The organism is Acinetobacter guerrae, assembly GCF_009372255.1.
In the GTDB taxonomy this organism is placed as follows: Bacteria; Pseudomonadota; Gammaproteobacteria; order Pseudomonadales; family Moraxellaceae; genus Acinetobacter; species Acinetobacter guerrae.
In genome coordinates this window covers 88,475-105,436 of record NZ_LXGN01000056.1, presented here as the reverse complement: position 1 = coordinate 105,436, position 16,962 = coordinate 88,475, and the positions used below count along the sequence as shown (strand labels likewise).

General features: G+C 41.0%; 16 protein-coding genes. 11 read left to right on the top strand and 5 right to left on the bottom strand.

Features of this window, described 5'->3' with window-relative positions; genetic code table 11:
- Positions 1-145 precede the first annotated feature (145 nt).
- Entirely contained in the window at positions 146-679 is a 534-nt protein-coding gene (locus A7A69_RS13860) for a hypothetical protein (RefSeq protein ID WP_152878471.1), read from the top strand.
- A 50-nt stretch (positions 680-729) separates the two neighbouring features.
- On the opposite strand, the gene parE is transcribed toward A7A69_RS13860, so the two are convergent.
- Both parE and A7A69_RS13850 read right to left on the bottom strand, forming a co-directional pair.
- Positions 730-2,610: a DNA topoisomerase IV subunit B gene (parE, locus tag A7A69_RS13855; protein ID WP_151979829.1), complete on the bottom strand. Its 1,881-nt coding sequence runs from the start codon at positions 2,608-2,610 to the stop codon at positions 730-732.
- A gap of 14 nt (positions 2,611-2,624) precedes the next feature.
- On the bottom strand, positions 2,625-3,212 hold the full coding sequence (locus A7A69_RS13850) for a YqiA/YcfP family alpha/beta fold hydrolase (protein WP_151979827.1): 588 nt from the start codon (positions 3,210-3,212) through the stop codon (positions 2,625-2,627).
- Between the two features lie 218 nt (positions 3,213-3,430).
- On the opposite strand from A7A69_RS13850, the gene A7A69_RS13845 reads away from it, so the two are divergent.
- Positions 3,431-4,780, top strand: coding sequence for an alpha/beta fold hydrolase (locus tag A7A69_RS13845; RefSeq protein WP_120369873.1), 1,350 nt, complete (start codon positions 3,431-3,433; stop codon positions 4,778-4,780).
- A 56-nt stretch (positions 4,781-4,836) separates the two neighbouring features.
- Here A7A69_RS13845 and A7A69_RS13840 read toward each other — a convergent pair whose 3' ends face one another.
- Positions 4,837-5,355, bottom strand: a complete 519-nt coding sequence (locus tag A7A69_RS13840) for a disulfide bond formation protein B (RefSeq protein WP_120369874.1) — start codon at positions 5,353-5,355, stop codon at positions 4,837-4,839.
- Between the two features lie 17 nt (positions 5,356-5,372).
- Positions 5,373-6,950: a glutamate--cysteine ligase gene (gshA, locus tag A7A69_RS13835; protein ID WP_152878156.1), complete on the bottom strand. Its 1,578-nt coding sequence runs from the start codon at positions 6,948-6,950 to the stop codon at positions 5,373-5,375.
- 204 nt (positions 6,951-7,154) lie between these two features.
- Here gshA and A7A69_RS13830 point away from each other — a divergent pair, with 204 nt between their 5' ends.
- The 5 genes from A7A69_RS13830 to A7A69_RS13810 all read left to right on the top strand — a co-directional run bounded on the left by A7A69_RS13830 (position 7,155) and on the right by A7A69_RS13810 (position 12,315).
- A complete protein-coding gene (locus A7A69_RS13830; RefSeq protein WP_152878155.1) occupies positions 7,155-7,694 on the top strand; it encodes a DUF924 family protein in 540 nt (179 codons plus the stop codon).
- A gap of 46 nt (positions 7,695-7,740) precedes the next feature.
- On the top strand, positions 7,741-8,322 hold the full coding sequence (locus tag A7A69_RS13825) for a CC0125/CC1285 family lipoprotein (protein WP_120369877.1): 582 nt from the start codon (positions 7,741-7,743) through the stop codon (positions 8,320-8,322).
- 14 nt (positions 8,323-8,336) lie between these two features.
- On the top strand, positions 8,337-9,644 hold the full coding sequence (locus A7A69_RS13820; RefSeq protein ID WP_120369878.1) for a DUF445 domain-containing protein: 1,308 nt from the start codon (positions 8,337-8,339) through the stop codon (positions 9,642-9,644).
- Between the two features lie 32 nt (positions 9,645-9,676).
- Entirely contained in the window at positions 9,677-10,828 is a 1,152-nt protein-coding gene (locus A7A69_RS13815; RefSeq protein ID WP_152878153.1) for a methionine aminotransferase, read from the top strand.
- Between the two features lie 119 nt (positions 10,829-10,947).
- Positions 10,948-12,315, top strand: coding sequence for an MATE family efflux transporter (locus A7A69_RS13810; protein WP_151979818.1), 1,368 nt, complete (start codon positions 10,948-10,950; stop codon positions 12,313-12,315).
- A 51-nt stretch (positions 12,316-12,366) separates the two neighbouring features.
- On the opposite strand, the gene A7A69_RS13805 is transcribed toward A7A69_RS13810, so the two are convergent.
- Positions 12,367-13,203: an SDR family NAD(P)-dependent oxidoreductase gene (locus A7A69_RS13805; protein ID WP_152878151.1), complete on the bottom strand. Its 837-nt coding sequence runs from the start codon at positions 13,201-13,203 to the stop codon at positions 12,367-12,369.
- Between the two features lie 193 nt (positions 13,204-13,396).
- Here A7A69_RS13805 and A7A69_RS13800 point away from each other — a divergent pair, with 193 nt between their 5' ends.
- From A7A69_RS13800 to A7A69_RS13785, 4 genes are all read left to right on the top strand, one after another.
- The gene (locus tag A7A69_RS13800; RefSeq protein WP_152878149.1) at positions 13,397-14,083 is read left to right on the top strand and encodes a TetR/AcrR family transcriptional regulator; all 687 of its coding nucleotides are present in this window, start codon (positions 13,397-13,399) and stop codon (positions 14,081-14,083) included.
- A gap of 200 nt (positions 14,084-14,283) precedes the next feature.
- Positions 14,284-14,994 (top strand): phosphate regulon transcriptional regulator PhoB, encoded by a 711-nt coding sequence (gene phoB, locus A7A69_RS13795; protein ID WP_120369883.1) that lies wholly within the window; start codon positions 14,284-14,286, stop codon positions 14,992-14,994.
- Positions 14,995-15,004: 10 nt separating this feature from the next.
- Positions 15,005-16,363 (top strand): phosphate regulon sensor histidine kinase PhoR, encoded by a 1,359-nt coding sequence (gene phoR / locus A7A69_RS13790; RefSeq protein WP_151979812.1) that lies wholly within the window; start codon positions 15,005-15,007, stop codon positions 16,361-16,363.
- A gap of 154 nt (positions 16,364-16,517) precedes the next feature.
- Positions 16,518-16,952, top strand: coding sequence for a GlcG/HbpS family heme-binding protein (locus A7A69_RS13785; protein ID WP_152878147.1), 435 nt, complete (start codon positions 16,518-16,520; stop codon positions 16,950-16,952).
- Positions 16,953-16,962 lie beyond the last annotated feature (10 nt).

Genomic DNA, 16,962 nt, shown 5'->3' with positions numbered 1-16,962 from the left:
GCTTAAAATGAGATCTTGTTATAGATATTCGTCTGAAACTGAGCGACAGTCAGCCATGTTTGTTGCATAATTTTTTCAGTAGCCTACACAATCAAAATATTGAGCTGCTGTATTTATAACAATGACTCAAGATGAGAATAACGATATGGATATACGCTTTATTCCTGTGCTGGATTTGGATGTCCGTCAGCAAACCTATCAGATCTACGGCTTTAAAGATCCATTTATGTCCTTAACACCCGATTGTTGTTTCTATGCCATTCAAGATATTTCTGATGCCAATCTCAGTAAAATTCTTAAAGATACCGTCTTTAAGAATACCTCTTTAAATGGGGGCTATGTCCTGCTAGATGCCGAGCAACAACCTATCCTTTTACCGCGCTGCTGTTCAGATTTAAATGATATTCATGCATGGGAACAACTGGCTCAGGGCAATCTAAAACAGTTCTGGATCGGGCATCCTCAAGTATTATGTGAATATGAAGGAGATTTCATCAAATTTAAGCCAGATGCCAGTCAAGATCATACTGGCTTTGAAGTGCCTGTTTCATCTTTTAAACAAGCACTTCAATGCTTAAAAGATGAGTTAAGAAAAATCCATAACCGTTTTCAAACACTTGCACAGATTGACAAGCTCAAAGTCGAAAAAGTTCTGAAACTTATCCCGCAATTGCATTAATCTGAATTAAATATGACCTGTATAAATTTAAATACAGGTCTTACTGAAGCTTAAACTGGGATATCTGCCAAATTACCCTTTTGCTCAAGCCAATGTTTACGATCGCCAGAACGTTTTTTGGCAAGTAGTTTATCTAGTAAACCTGCGGTGAGATGTGCATCATCCAAATCAAGTTGCACCAAACGACGGGTATTTGGATCCATTGTTGTTTCACGCAATTGACCTGCGTTCATTTCTCCCAAACCTTTAAATCGGGTAATTTGCGGATTTTTGGTTTTGACTTTAGACAGAATCGCCTCTAATTCAGCTTCATCTAGGGCGTAAAATACATCTTTGCCCGCATCAATACGAAATAGCGGCGGCATTGCCACAAACAAATGTCCTTCTTCGACCAATGCAGGGAAATGTTTAACAAACAAGGCGCATAGCAAGGTCGCAATATGCAGACCATCCGAATCCGCATCGGCCAGAATACAGATTTTTCCATAACGAAGTTCTGATAAATCATCACTTCCCGGATCGACGCCAATCGCGATGGCAATATCATGTACCTCTTGCGAAGCCAAAACTTCATCAGAGGAAACTTCCCAAGTATTTAAAATTTTACCGCGAATCGGCATGATTGCCTGAAAGTTCTTGTCGCGTGCCTGTTTGGCACTTCCACCCGCAGAATCGCCCTCGACAATAAATAATTCAGATTCTTCACGAGTTTGTCCAACACAATCTGCCAGTTTTCCAGGCAAGGCTGGCCCCGACACAATTTTTTTACGTTCGACTTTTTTGGCTGCCTTTAAACGTCGTCCTGCTTTGGAAATCGCCATTTCTGCCAGTTGCATGGCAATTTCTGAATTTTGATTCAGCCACAAAGCAAATGCATCTTTGGCTATATTCAGCACGACAGCCGAAGCTTCACGACTGGACAAACGTTCTTTGGTTTGACCTGAAAATTGGGGTTCCTGAAACTTCAGCGAAAGTATGTAGTTCACGCCATCCCAGACATCTTCAGCCGAGAGTTTTAAGTTACGGGGTAATAAATTACGTAATTCACAAAATTCACGTAAGGCTTCTGTCACACCTGAACGTAATCCATTGACATGGGTTCCGCCTTGCGCGGTTGGAATCAGGTTGACATAACTTTCCTGAATTTGCTCGCCACCTTCCACATTCCAGCAGATTGCAAACTCACAACTGGCGCGTTCGGCTTGACCGTTACTTACAAAAGCAGGCATCGGCAAGATTTCACGATCTTCCAGTTCATCCATTAAATAATCGACCAGACCATTTTCAAATTGCCATTCGATTTTTTCATCATTGATTTGGTCGATATAGCTGATTTTAAGTCCAGCTGCTAACACCGCTTTGGCTTTTAAATTATGCTTAAGTGCTTTTAATGCAAATTTTGGACTATCAAAATATTTGGTTTCTGGCCAAAAATGTACGGTAGTGCCTGTTGCTCGTTTTGCGACTTTACCTTCAAGTACTTCTAACGGTGCAACAGGTTCGCCCTGCTCAAAGGCCATTTTATATAAATTACCCTGACGCTGTACTTCAACCTCAACCCGACTGGACAAAGCATTCACGACCGAAATCCCGACCCCATGCAAACCACCTGAAAATTGGTAGTTATCGGTGCTGAATTTACCGCCTGCATGCAGTTTGGTCAGAATAATTTCAATACCGCTTTGACCGTATTCAGGATGAATATCAACTGGCATACCACGACCATTGTCTTCAACCGACAATGAGCCATCTTTATACACTGTGACCGTGATTTTATTGGCATGTCCAGCCAGCGCTTCATCGACGGCGTTATCAATCACTTCCTGTGCAAGATGGTTTGGACGTGTTGTATCGGTGTACATGCCCGGACGACGACGCACAGGATCTAAACCCGATAAAACTTCAAGTGATTGAGCCGTATATTGTGACACCTTGTACGATTTCCTTATTTAAGCGAATAGGTTAAAAACTCAAGAATCAACGGTATTTTTTGTTCAAAATCATCCATTGCATGGTTACCATGCGCATCCGATAAAATCAAGGCGCTATGCGATGGCTGACTATAATAACGCTGTGCTTCACGATAATCCAAAGTTTCATCGCCCTGCTGTAGCAACACGAGTATTTTCTCGGCGGCATTTGCATAAGGTACAGCCAATTGTTCAAGCTGATCCAGATGTTGTTCGGTCAATATCCAACGATCACCCACCCTGTAGGGAATTTGATCTACGCCAAATAAATCGCGAAACAGTTGCCATGGTCGCACAGCAGGATTCACCAATACAGCAGGTAAAGCGTATTTAGCGACAAATTGAGTCGCATAAAAACCACCGAAGCTACTGCCCACCAACACAACCCGATCTAGTTCTTCAACTAACTGTTGAATCACATCCATCACCACCAATGGCGGTAAATTTAAATCAGGTAAATGTACCTGTATTTCGGGACGATTTATCTGACAATATTGCTTGAGCTGTTGCCCTTTAATTGAGAAAGGACTACTTTGGAAGCCATGTAAATAAATCAGATTCATGGGGGAGCATCACCATCAATAACGTGATATTCATCACAGATATGTTTTAATTTGTATGTGTGACTGAATTGTTAGACAAAAAAATAAAAATAACTGGTCATTCATCAGTATTTTTAATGTGTTGTGAATGCAACACCTAAGATGAATATAATCGTTTTATAACCTGAAGCAAATGAAAAATAAAGTATCAGGTGCGTGCATGAATCAAGGATTTGGAAATGCCAAGTTTAACGCCATTACACGAAACCTATTGTAAATGGGATCGTACGCCACCGAGTCAGGCCGATGTGCTTGAAGGTTTGGCACAACTGGTCAGCACCAGTTTATTGGGGGTTCACGATGTTGTTCAGATTATCCATCGTGAAGTATTACAAAGCACTTTTGGTATGAGTGACCAACAGTCATATCGATTTTTAAAAATTCCGCGAATTGAGCGTTTACAACAATGGTCATATCGCACCTTACAAAAATATGGTCGTTATTTTCTAGCGCCTAGTTTACGTCGCATTATTGAACAATTTCCGACCCTACACGACAAACCCTTAACGCCAACATTGCATTTTCTCGTGGGCGCATTAAATGGGGTGTTGGGCGATTATCTGCTCAAACATCAAAATCCAATGGCACTGCCAATGGTACTATATGATCACTACGGGGCATTACAACAAGGTGATATTGCAGGTCGTGTGGTAATTTTCGTACATGGATTATGTATGAATCACACTGACTGGACCAATCGTAATTTTGGGGGAATTGGTGAGCGTCTACTGGCGCAACGTGATCATAATATTATGCTGTACCTCAACTACAACACAGGTCGGCGTATTTCAGCCAATGGCCGTAGTTTAGCAAATACACTCGAAGATTTGATTATCCGTAATCCTCGCATTACCAGTATTGACCTGATCGGACATAGCATGGGTGGCTTGGTTTCGCGTAGTGCATTATTTTATGGCAAACAAAATATACACCAGTGGACACATATGGTAGGCAATCTGGTTTGTATCGGTTCGCCGCATCATGGTGCAGTGTTAGAACGCTTTGGCTTTGCACTTCAAGAAAGATTGGGAAGCTTTCCATTCGTCAAGTTGATTGGACACTTGGTCAATATTCGTAGTAACGGTATTTTGGACTTACGTCATGGCAGTGTACGGGATGATGACTGGGAACATCTGGAAGCACGAATTGGTCAGATGGATGACAATCGTAAACCCGCCCCTTTACCATCACATATCAATGCTTTCTTCGTCGCAGGAACGGTTGAACATCAAAATCAGAAAAAGAGCCTGAAAGCACTGTCTATCATTGGTGATTATTTGGTCAGTGTGAAAAGCGCATTGGGGGAACATCCAAACCCACGTTTTCAGCTCAAATTACCCGATTCACATAAAGCCGTGTTTCATGGATTAAATCACTTTGAAATTCAGTATCATTCCAGTGTCTCTGAACAAATCACACGCTGGTTTTATCCTGAACATGATGATTATGCATGTCTGGGCGTGCAAACCCATATGATTAATATGCACAATGATGAGTTGACTGATCTCACTGGAATTGTGGAAACCTGATCAATCCATCTAAATAAATAAAGCCAGCATTTGCTGGCTTTATTATTGAAGAGTCATTACTTCTTTGCTTTTCTGGAAGTCGGATAGGTTCTCAATAACTGCCACAAACAGATCAGCAATAACACACTGAAAAAAGCCAGTGACCAAACAGGCAAAGAAAATCCTAAAAAAGTCCAGTCAATCGCTGCACATTCACCAGAACCTGAAAGCACTTCATTCAATACCGTTTTTAAAGGTAAGGCATCCAGTAAATAGTTAAGACCTGGCCCACAACTCGGAACTTTATCTGGTGGTAAAGTTTGCAACCAGACATGGCGTGTCGCCACGCCAACTGACCATAAAATTCCTAAAGTCGCAAGTAAGCTATAAAAACGTTTCATTAGGTTAGAAACAGGATTATGCAAAAATGCAATCAGGGCAAAAATTCCCATAACCATTAAGCCAACACGCTGAAATATACATAAAGGACAAGGATCTAGCCCTTTTACATGTTCCAAATACAGCGCAAATGACATGCCAACAATGCTGGCAAGTACCAATAATCCATTGATAAAGCGATAATTACGCCATTGCATGGATATACCTCTTGTTTTTATCTAAATTGGGCAAGATAGCCATCAAAACTCATTGTACTTTCTTGCTCTAGTTGATGTTGTTGTTGCAAAGACTGTTGAGCTAACTGCTCAAAATAAGTCGCTTTTTCAACACTTAATTCATACTCATTGTACATTTTGGCATAGTCATGTGCCAGAACACTGCCAAAACTCCACGTACCACCATGCGTTAAAGTATCCTCAATCACCTGAGCAGAAAGCGTTTGCTCAATCTTTTGGGCACGTTGCTGCATGATATCCAGGGCATCACTGTACAGGGCGGTATGATAAAGTTCATCGAGCAAATTTGCACATTTTTGTATCCGCTCAAGATGATGCATCACCCAATTTTGTACAGACTGTTCTCCTGTCTGACTCATAATTTTAGCATCAGGTGAACGCCCTTCATTTACCACAGTATTCTGATTTTTTTCGATTAAATCCTGTTCATCGTCATGAATTGTAGGACTCTCTGATAATAAACAATACAACGCCAATGCTTCCAAAAAGCCCGCAGTGGTTTCATCAATCCCAATTGGACTATAAGGATTGACATCAACTGCACGAAGTTCAACATAACCAACACCACGGTTTTGCAAAGCCTGTGAAGGTGTTTCGCCATTTTGCGGAACTTGCTTTGGACGGACCAGACTGTAGTATTCATTTTCAATTTGCAAGACATGATCATTGATCTGAATCGGTTCACCTTGCTCATCATTTAAACCGAGCTGGGTAAATGGTGGATATGGCGTTTTGACTGCTTTTTGCAAACCTTCGAGATAAGCTTGAATATCGTTATAATGAATACCCAATTGCTTCTGTGCCGAATTTTGATACCCCAAACGTCCCATGCGTAATGCTGTCGCATCAGGCAAATACATGGTTCCTTTGACTAAAGGCTGTAAATGATGCTCACGATTGGTAAGAAAACAGCGACATACTGATGGGCTAGCGCCAACCAAAAAAATAACCAAAGGCGTTAAACGAATAAAATTACGAATTAGACCAAAATAACGATGGCTACGATAATCCTGTGCACTCAGTTGTTTTAAGGCAGGATCTGCTTCATGTTGTTGTAACGCAGCAAACAGCGACTCAGGGAACGATAAATTATAATGAACGCCCGAAATCGTTTGCATACGACGACCATAACGTACTCCCAGACCTCGGCGATATAGCGTTTTAAAACGACCAATATTCGATGTTCCATAATCTGCTAAAGGAATATTTTCTTCTTTGTCATCGAGCATACAAGGCATAGACAAAGGCCATAGTTTTTCACCCTCATTTAGATGACGATGAACCACTGCATGAATATCTTTAAGGTCTTGTAAAACCGCAGGAATCGTTTCTTTAGGCGGCGTGATAAACTCCATCAACGCTTCAGAATAGTCCGTCGTAATCCGTGGATGAGTTAAAGCAGAACCTAGCGCTTTGGGGTGAGGATTTTGCGATAGAAAACCATTGCTCTGCATACGCAAACTTTCGCGCTCAATACCACGCAACATCCCTTTTAAGAGTGAAGAATCTACCCACGTCGGCACGACAGTTGGAGAAGCTGATTTGGGTTGACTCATGTACACCTGCTCGCTGCTTTAAAGAACGATGAAAAAAATCATGACTTTAGTATAACGTGAAATCTGCCAGACAGCGCAGCACCCGAATATGATTTATGAAAATTAGCCATTTCAGTTTGGCAATTTTTTATCACAAACTTGGTCTATAAGACATGCTTGTTTTGTGATTTTATTGAAGAATAAATAGGAAAAGAGTCGTTTACAATGAATCCACAAGATATTCTAAACTTTTGGTTTAATCCTGAACAAGAACCTTTATGGTTTAAAAAAAGTGATGAATTTGATGCAAAAATTCGCAGCCAATTTGCCGAAGTTCATCGTCAAGCGACGCAGGCAGAGTTATGGTCATGGCGTCAGGATGCTGAAGGCCGTCTGGCAGAAATCATTGTACTGGATCAATTTTCCAGAAATTTATATCGGGATCAGGCGCAGGCCTTTGCCCATGATGCTATGGCACTTACATTGGCTCAGGAAGCTCTTCATCTGAAACTAGATGCAGAACTCAGTCCGCCACAGCGTTCTTTTCTCTACATGCCATTTATGCACAGTGAATCTAAACTCATCCATGAGTTTGCACTAAAACTATTTCAACGTTTAGGTAATCCTGTCAATCTAGACTTTGAAAAAAAACATAAAGCGATTATTGATCGTTTTGGACGCTATCCACATCGTAATGAAGTTTTGGGCCGCGAATCAACTGCTGAAGAACGCGAATTTTTAACACAGCCCAACAGCAGTTTTTAAGTATTATTTGTTTTACTCCGTGTATGTCTTATAAAAGGAGTCCGTGATGAAATCTCTCACTCTTAGTGTTGCACTGGCAAGTCTGTTATTGCTTGCAGGATGTGCTACTACACCGCAAAAGCCAAGAACTTTTAATCAGCTTGGACATTTTGAAACCTATCCATTGAATAACCAGATTTACCGTATCAGTTTTAAAGCTGATCCAGACATGAGTTATGGTACGGCTGAAGAAATCACTCTCGTTAAAGCCGCACAAACCACGATTCAGAACGGTTTTCGTTATTTTAAAGTGATGGATGATCCAAGCAATCAAACCCAGAAACCACCCCGCCAAGCAGTGGTCTATTCATCACCGAACTATTATCCATACGGTTATTATCGCCGTTATCCGGGTTTTTGGCCGGATCCATTCTATGATTCACCACGTGTGGTCAATATCGACCCGGTCGAAGTATCGTATAGTATAGAATGTTATAAAGATCAAAAAACTGCATCTCAAGATGCATTTGATGCGACCTTGATTTTACAGTCATTAGGGAAAAAATATGGCTTAAGTCCGTCTGGTGAAGTGTTATTGCCCCAACCAGTAAACACTCAACCCACGGGCAGCAGCAACAACAAAAATTAAGACAGGATGCTTGCATGCAGGTTGAAGAAACATCTCATTCTCCGAGCTTAAGTCGGAGTAAACGCTATGCCACAATTGCGCTACTCAGCGCGGTTGCGGCATGGGTTGTACTCATGGTATTGGCAAAATTTTGGCCTGAATATGCATGGATCATTCATATTTTGATGCTTTCTGCCGAAGCTGGCGTGGTCGGAGGGCTAGCCGATTGGTACGCCATTACCGTGCTGTTTCGTAATCCTTTTGGCAAGATCCCCATTCCCAAATTTTTGCTGGATCATACCGAAATTATTCCGCGTAATAAAACGCGTATCGCCGAATCTATGGGTCGTTTTGTGCAGGAAAATTTCCTGTCACCACAGGTGGTAGAGCGTAGTTTAAACAATACAGATTTGAGTCTGGCGATTGGACAATGGCTTGCCAATCCCAAAAATAATACGCAAATCGTGCAATTGATTCAACAAACCGTTCCCAAACTATTTGAGTTTATTAGTCAGGAACAAATTGCACGTTTTATCCAGACCAATAGTGTGCAATGGGTTAAAAATACCCAGATCAACTCTCTCGCCAGTGAAATGTTACGTGCTGTACTGGAAAATGACTTCCATCAGGATGTACTGCAACGTGGACTTGATCTCGCCCATGAATGGATAGTGACCCATCCTGATCAAGCACGAGAATTAACACGCATCTTATTTAAAGAGCTTGGCGTGTGGAAACTCGCTAAAGGCGCAAGCTGGATTGGGATTGATGTACAACAGCGCACCATTGACTCGCTGATTGAAAAAGTCGAGTCGATGCTAGCAGACCCCGAACATCCGTGGCGACAAGGCATTGAACAAGGCGCACAAAGCATGATGCTACAACTGGCAGACGCAGACAGTGATGCTAGCCGCCGATTAAATGAAGGTAAAAATGCCCTTCTTGATAGCCCACAAGTTCTAAACTTTATCAGTGGCGCAGTGGTCATTTTATGTAATGCGATTAAACAAGATTTACTTAAAGATGATTCAGGAATTGCCCAAAACTTACGTGTTGCAATTGAACAAGTGGGTCAAAACCTGATGCAAAATAGAGCTGTGCGTGAAGTTCTAAATGAAAAAATGACTGGACTTGCAATTGCGTTTAGCGACCAATATAGCGATAAAATTATTCGTTATATCAGTGAGCGGATTCATGAATGGGATTCACGTGAAATGATTGCCAAAATTGAAAATGAAGTCGGTGGTGATCTGCATATGATCCGCGTTAATGGCGTGGTGGTGGGTGCGTTTATTGGTCTAGTATTAGGCATCATCCGCGCACTGGTCGATTATATGCTATAAGATTATTTTCCCAAATGAGAAGCGTTTGAGCCATGCAACTGTCATCCAAATTACCTGATCAAGGTGTGACCATTTTCAGTACCATGTCTGCGTTGGCTCAACGTTTAAATGCCCTGAATCTTTCTCAGGGTTTTCCAGATTTTGCTGCACCGCCTGATTTGATTGAAGCGTTATGTGAAGCCACCAGAAATGGACATAATCAATATGCCGCAGGGGATGGCTATTTACCGTTACGCCAACAAGTTGCCATACAATTTCAACAACGTGATCAGGTTGCGCTTGATCCTTTAACCGAGATCACCATAACACCTGGCGCGACTATTGGTTTATTTGCAGCGATTCAAGCCACCATTGATACGGGCGATGAAGTCATTATTTTTGACCCAAGTTACGACAGTTATGATCCTGCGGTACGGGTTGCAGGCGGTGTGCCTGTACATATTGCGTTAGATGCCCCTGAGTTTAATGTGAATTGGGACAAAGTTGCAGCGCATATTAGCTCACGTACCCGTATGATTATCGTCAATACACCACATAATCCAACGGGTACAATCTGGTCACATCAGGACTGGCAACAGTTAATCAAACTGGTCGAAAAACATGATTTACTCGTGCTATCAGATGAAGTGTACGAACATTTAGTATTTGATGGCGCTAGGCATTGGAGTGCATTACATTTTCCTGAATTACGCGAGCGTAGTTTTGTGGTGGGTTCATTTGGTAAAACTTTTCATGTGACAGGCTGGAAAACAGGTTATTGTGTTGCTGCTGCGCCCCTCATGCAGCTATTTCGACAGATTTATCAATACGCCAATTTCTGTGGCAACACGCCTGCGCAAATTGCCCTCACCCAATATATGCAGCAACACCCAGAACATATTGTTGGACTGGCAGACTTTTATCAAACTAAACGTGATGCGTTTAATTTAGGCTTAAAACAGTCTCGCTTTCAATTCACGCCGTGTCAGGGCACTTATTTCCAAACGGTCGATTACACCGCAATTCGTCCAGATTTAAATGATATTGAAATGTGCTATTTTCTGGCTGAAGAAAAAGGTATTGTCGCTATTCCACTCTCTGTATTTTATAAACAACCACCTTCCGATTTACGTTTAATCCGTTTCTGTTTTGCCAAAACAGAACAAACCCTACAACGCGCAGTACATTTACTGAATGCTTGTTAATATCTGTTATGCCTACTAAGTAAGTCTTTGCGTAAAATAACAATTTTTTTAAAGCAACGTGTTATTTTGTCAGTCAGGGAAATCCATCACAATAACACTTGCAAATTCATGGAGAATGAATGCCCCCTCACCGCCCACTGATTCAACAACAAAAACTCTGGAAAACCTTTCTGGTATTTTTATTGCCGTTGATTGCCACCAATATCCTGCAAAATCTATCAGGTACGATTAATACCGTATTTGTTGGGCAAATGATGGGTGTCAATGCGATTGCTGCCGTTGCTGTTTTTTTTCCTATTCTGTTTTGCTTGATGGCATTTGTGATTGGATTATCTGCGGGTTCTACGGTGTTAGTGGGTCAAGCATGGGGTGCGCAGAATATTGAAAAAGTACGCAGTGTAGTGGGTTCCACCCTATTTATGACCATAATTGGCGGTTGTATTATCGCGGCTTTAGGTGCTTTTTTTGCCCCACATATTTTATTGGCTTTAGGAACAGATCCTAACGTTTTGCATCTCTCTTTACCTTATGCACGATGGATGTTGGCAGGTAGCCCCTTATTATTTGTATATATCATTTACACCTCTATTTTACGTGGAGTGGGCGATAGTATTACACCCTTGGTTGCGTTGTCTTTAACCAGTTTAATTGGTTTGGTGATTACGCCTGTGCTGATTGCAGGCTATTTTGGCTTTCCTAAACTCGGAATTATTGCGCCTGCCATTGCGACAATTTCAGGTAATGCATTGGTTATTTTATTTTTAATTATTTACTTAAATAAAAAAAATCATCCGCTTAGGCCTGATTTAGCCTTGCTCAAGCATATTCGTTATGATGCCGAGTTAACTCGTCTGATTTTGCGGTTGGGTATTCCCACTGGCATTCAAATGGTGACAACCTCGGTGGCTGGACTGGTGGTGGTGGGCTTGGTCAATCGCTTTGGCGCACATGCAACGGCTGCCTATGGCGCGGTAAATCAGGTCTTGAACTATATTCAGTTTCCAGCCCTTTCAATTGCGATTGCCGCGTCTATTTTTGGTGCGCAGGCGATTGGGATGGGTAAATCAGATTTATTGGCTCGTGTTACTCGTACAGCGCTGTGGATGAATATCATCATTACTGGAACATTGGTCATTTTGGCCTATTTATTTTCAAAATATCTAATGGCGTTATTTATTACAGATGACAGTGTGGTTCAACTCGGACAACAGCTCTTATTTATTGTGTTGTGGTCAATTTTATTTTTTGGCGCCAGTGCTATTTTCGCCTCGATTATGCGCGCTAGTGGCACAGTAACCATGCCTATGCTAATTAATATTGCCGCAATTTTATGTATTGAAGTGCCATGTGCCTATTGGTTTAGTACGATTTGGGGGCTCAAAGGAATCTGGTATGCCTATGCATTGGCTTTTGTCAGCCTATGTATCTTACAGGCAAGCTATTATCAATTTTTCTGGAAGAAAAAAGCCATTAAAGCGCTCATTTAATGGTATAAAAAAGCCCACTTTATTTTTAGTGGGCTTTTAAGTGTATTTGTATTACAGTTTTTTGGTCAGTTTAGTGCCAAACTCACTGACACGCTGATAACCTGTCGGTAGAAAACGCTGTATAAGATCCAACACTTTTGCATCATTGCCAATCAACAAACGACGTTTATCTTTACAAACTGCCTCTAAAATCTGGCGAGCCGCTTCTTCAGGTGGGCAACGCAATAATTTATTAAATGCTTTGATCGATTTTTCAGGGTTCATACCTAGTGTCTTCAGGCTATCATCCATTTTTGCTGAATTGGCAATATTGGTACGAATTCCACCAGGATGTACACACAATGCGCTTACACCACAATTTTGCATATCAAGCTCTTGACGCAAAGACTCAGTAAAGCCACGTACCGCAAATTTGGTCGCATTATAAGCAGATTGAGTAGGTTGTGAAATCAAACCAAATAGACTTGAAATATTGACGATGTGACCTTCTTTAGTTTGCTTGATAAACGGTAAAAATTCTTTAGTACCGTAAACGACGCCCCAGAAGTTAATATTCACGATCCATTCCAGATCTTCATAGCTCGCACCATCAACAGTCGAACCTAACGCCACGCCTGCATTGTTAAAAATCATATTAACAAAACCATGATCTTGGACTGTTTTTTCAGCCCATGCCTTTACAGCATTACGGTCTGATACATCCAGTTTTTGCGTGGTGACACGAATATTATAAGATTTAAGCAGGTCTTCAGTTGCTGCTAAACCTTGTTGATTAATATCACTCAGTGACAAATGACAACCTTGTTTTGCCAATAAAATAGCAAGTTGCTGCCCGATACCTGAACCTGCACCTGTCACTGCAGCAACTTTATTTTTAAAATTCTTCATGCCTGACCTTTTCCTTAAATACGCGTACACAAACCCATGCCGATGTACCTGATTCAATCACTATATTTTTGACAATACATATTGTCAATATAATCTACCTGATCTAGAGTAAATACTCAAACAAATGACTGACGCGGTTATTTTGGGTAAAACTTGCTACACTCTGCATAGCCAATGAGGACAGCGGATATCAATGACCATACAAGAATCTGATTTAAATGCGAAACAGAACAAAAAAACAGTCAATAAAGAACGTCAATTTAAAGGCTTGTCTTTGACTGAACGTAAGCATGCACGTCGTGAAAAACTCATTGAAGCAGGGATAGAAACCTATGGAACACAGGGATTTTTTTCGGTCACTGTAAAAGATGTCTGCAATGAAGCCAAGCTGACCGAACGTTATTTTTATGAATCATTTAAAAAAAGTGAGGATTTATTTCAAACCATTTTCTTAAAACTCATTGAAACCTTACAACAAAATGTGATGCAGGGCGTCATGCAGGCTGCACCTGATCCAGCCAAAATGATTGATGCTGGTCTGGGCTCATTATTACGCACATTAAAAGATGATCCACGTTTAGCCCGTATTATTTATATTGATGCAATGTTGGTTCAAGAGTTACATAATCAGGCTACTATTCAAGAAACCATGCTGCGCTTTGACCGTATGATACAAGCCTTTGTAATGTTGATGATGCCGCATTTACAACGCTCAGAACAGGAAGTTTCTTTAATCGCGACAGGACTTAATGGCTATGTCACTCAAATTGCGATTCGTTGGGTAATGGGTGGGTTTAAACAGTCTCAGGAAGATGTCCTATTTGCTTGTCGCACCGTATTTTTATCGCTTGTACAAACATTTTCCGAGAAAGAAAAATAAATTGAATGCTCATCTTGATTGTGAAAAATTAACTTTTTTCATGAATTGATCATCATACATGCAATTTTTTGTCACAATTCATGCTAAAAAAACACGTCCTGATGAATTTTGCAATGATACTGTCATAATTAATCTTTGTAATAAGCCTGTCATAAATAAAACGGTACGCCGTTCAATAAACTAAATAGGGTAATTGCGTTGTGAAAGATGACTATATTTTAATCGTCGATGACGAACTTCCCATCCGTGAAATGATTCATACCTCACTGGATATGGCAGGCTTTCAATGTTTACAGGCCGAAGATGCCAAACAAGCACACCAAATGATTGTCGATCAACGTCCTGCCCTGATTTTACTGGACTGGATGTTACCAGGTGGTGTCAGCGGAGTTGATTTATGTCGTCGTTTAAAACGCGATGAGACATTATCTGAGATTCCTGTCATTATGCTGACTGCCCGTGGTGAAGAAGACCATAAAGTACAAGGTCTAGATGCGGGTGCAGACGATTATATGACCAAACCTTTTTCGACACGTGAATTGGTCTCGCGGATTAAGGCCGTATTACGTCGTGCAAATGCTTTAAATGGTGAAAAAGCCATTGACGCCAATGGACTTATTCTAGATCCTGTAAGCCAGCGCGTGAGTTTTGGAAGTAATATTCTAGAGATGGGACCGACTGAGTACCGTTTATTGGCCTTTTTCATGACGCATCCTGAACGTGCCTATACCCGTGCGCAATTACTCGATCAGGTTTGGGGCGGTAATGTTTATATTGAAGATCGTACCATTGATGTGCACATTCGTCGTTTACGTAAAGTATTAGAACCTTTTGGCGCAGATCGATTTGTACAAACAGTACGTGGTACAGGCTATCGTTTTTCAACACGTGCGGATTTAGCAGTAGGTTAAAATACCCTCTATGTACGAACCTTATCCCGTTCCAGATCTTGCCCGTGAACATAAACGTTTTCGTTACAGTAGTTTATGGACTTTTGCCAAGCAAGATTTAAGAGTGCTGGCTTTTTTGCTGATTATTGCAGCTTTTGTGGGATTTGGTCTCGACCATTTAGGTATTTGTATTCTCACCGCATTTTTCATCTTCTTTGTGCTGCAACTACGTTCGCTGTACATCGTCAACGAATGGATTTCCAATCGTCCCTACGACACCCCACCTAACCTCAATGGTATTTGGGGAGCTTTATTGTTTAACGTTTATCGTGCCCAACGGCAGGAACGCGTAGTTCAGGCAGAAATGGTGGGGCTTATCGATCGTGCCCAATCTTCACTGGTTGCTTTGAATGAAGCTGTCGTTTTGATTGATGATTTACAACAAATCGAATGGTGTAACCCTGCGGCGCAGCATTTACTTGGCATCAGTCTGTTAGATCGCGGAACCAATGTGTTAGGGATTTTAAGACAGCCCAGTTTTATTGAATACTTTAATCATATTGATCAGGCGCCAGATGGTATCAAGCTCAAATCCTCGATACTAGACGATCATTATGTACAAATTAAACTCACGCCCTTTGGTGGTGATAGTGTACTTTTGGTCGCTTACGATGTGACGCGCATGCATAATCTGGAACAAATGCGTAAAGACTTTGTGGATAATATTTCACATGAGCTACGCACTCCACTAACCGTCCTCAGTGGGTATATTGAAACTTTTACAGATCAGGAAGATTTGAATCCGCGTTGGAAACGTGCATTTGACCAAATGCAATCGCAGACCAAACGTATGAATGCGTTAGTCAATGATTTACTCTTGCTTTCAAATCTGGAAAATAACAAAAAAATTGCCAAAAACCAGATTATTGAGATGCCAAGTTTAATGAATCAGCTTTTTGATGATGCACAGGCTTATAATGCCGATTATGGGCATACGCTCAATCTGGATATCGATAGTCACTGTGATTTGATTGGTTCAGATATGGAAATTGCCAGTGCGTTTAGTAATCTGATTACCAATGCCATCAAATATACCCCCAAAGGCGGCATCATTACCATTGGTTGGCATGATGATGGTGAACATGGTTATTTTACGGTTCAGGACAATGGTATCGGTATCGATCCCAAACATTTACCACGTTTAACCGAACGTTTTTATCGTGTAGATAGTGCACGAAGCCGTGCCACAGGCGGAACAGGTCTCGGACTTGCGATTGTTAAACATGTCTTGATGCAACATGGTGCTTATCTGGATGTAGTATCTAAAGAAAATGATGGCTCTTTATTTAAAGCTGTTTTCCCTAAAGAACGCTTGTATCAAATGGTCTAAATTTAGCCAAAAAAACAAGATTACAATGAACTTAACGCATCAACACCAAAAACATTTAAACAAATAAGAATGTACCTGAAAGGCACTACATAACAACTGCCAATTCTTTTTTATATTAAAACTCCAACTTAATAAAACAAATCGCAAAGTCCATATGAATACGATTAAAACGGTGAATCTGGATATTGCACAGCAATTACTGGATATCGGCATATCTAAAGCAAAAGAGCTTCAATCTCCATCTAATATCGCAATTGCGGATGCTTATGGCTATCTTCTCGCACATGTTCGTATGGATCAGGCTCAACTCCCTAGCATCGAGCATAGTATTAATAAAGCTTATACCAGTGCATTATTTCAAAAGCCGACGCACGAATTAAAAGAACCAAGTGAACCCAAAGGTGAACTTTATGGCTTAAACCAAACTTTAAATCAAAGAGTGATTGTTTTTGCAGGTGGTGTTCCACTCTTTTTGAATGAGCAAGTCGTGGGTGCTGTCGGTGTCAGTGGCGGTACAGCCGAGCAAGATCAAAGCATTGCTCAGGCAATTGCAGATCATTTTAATCAAACCAAAGAAAAATCTATTTAAAAGGTCTAAA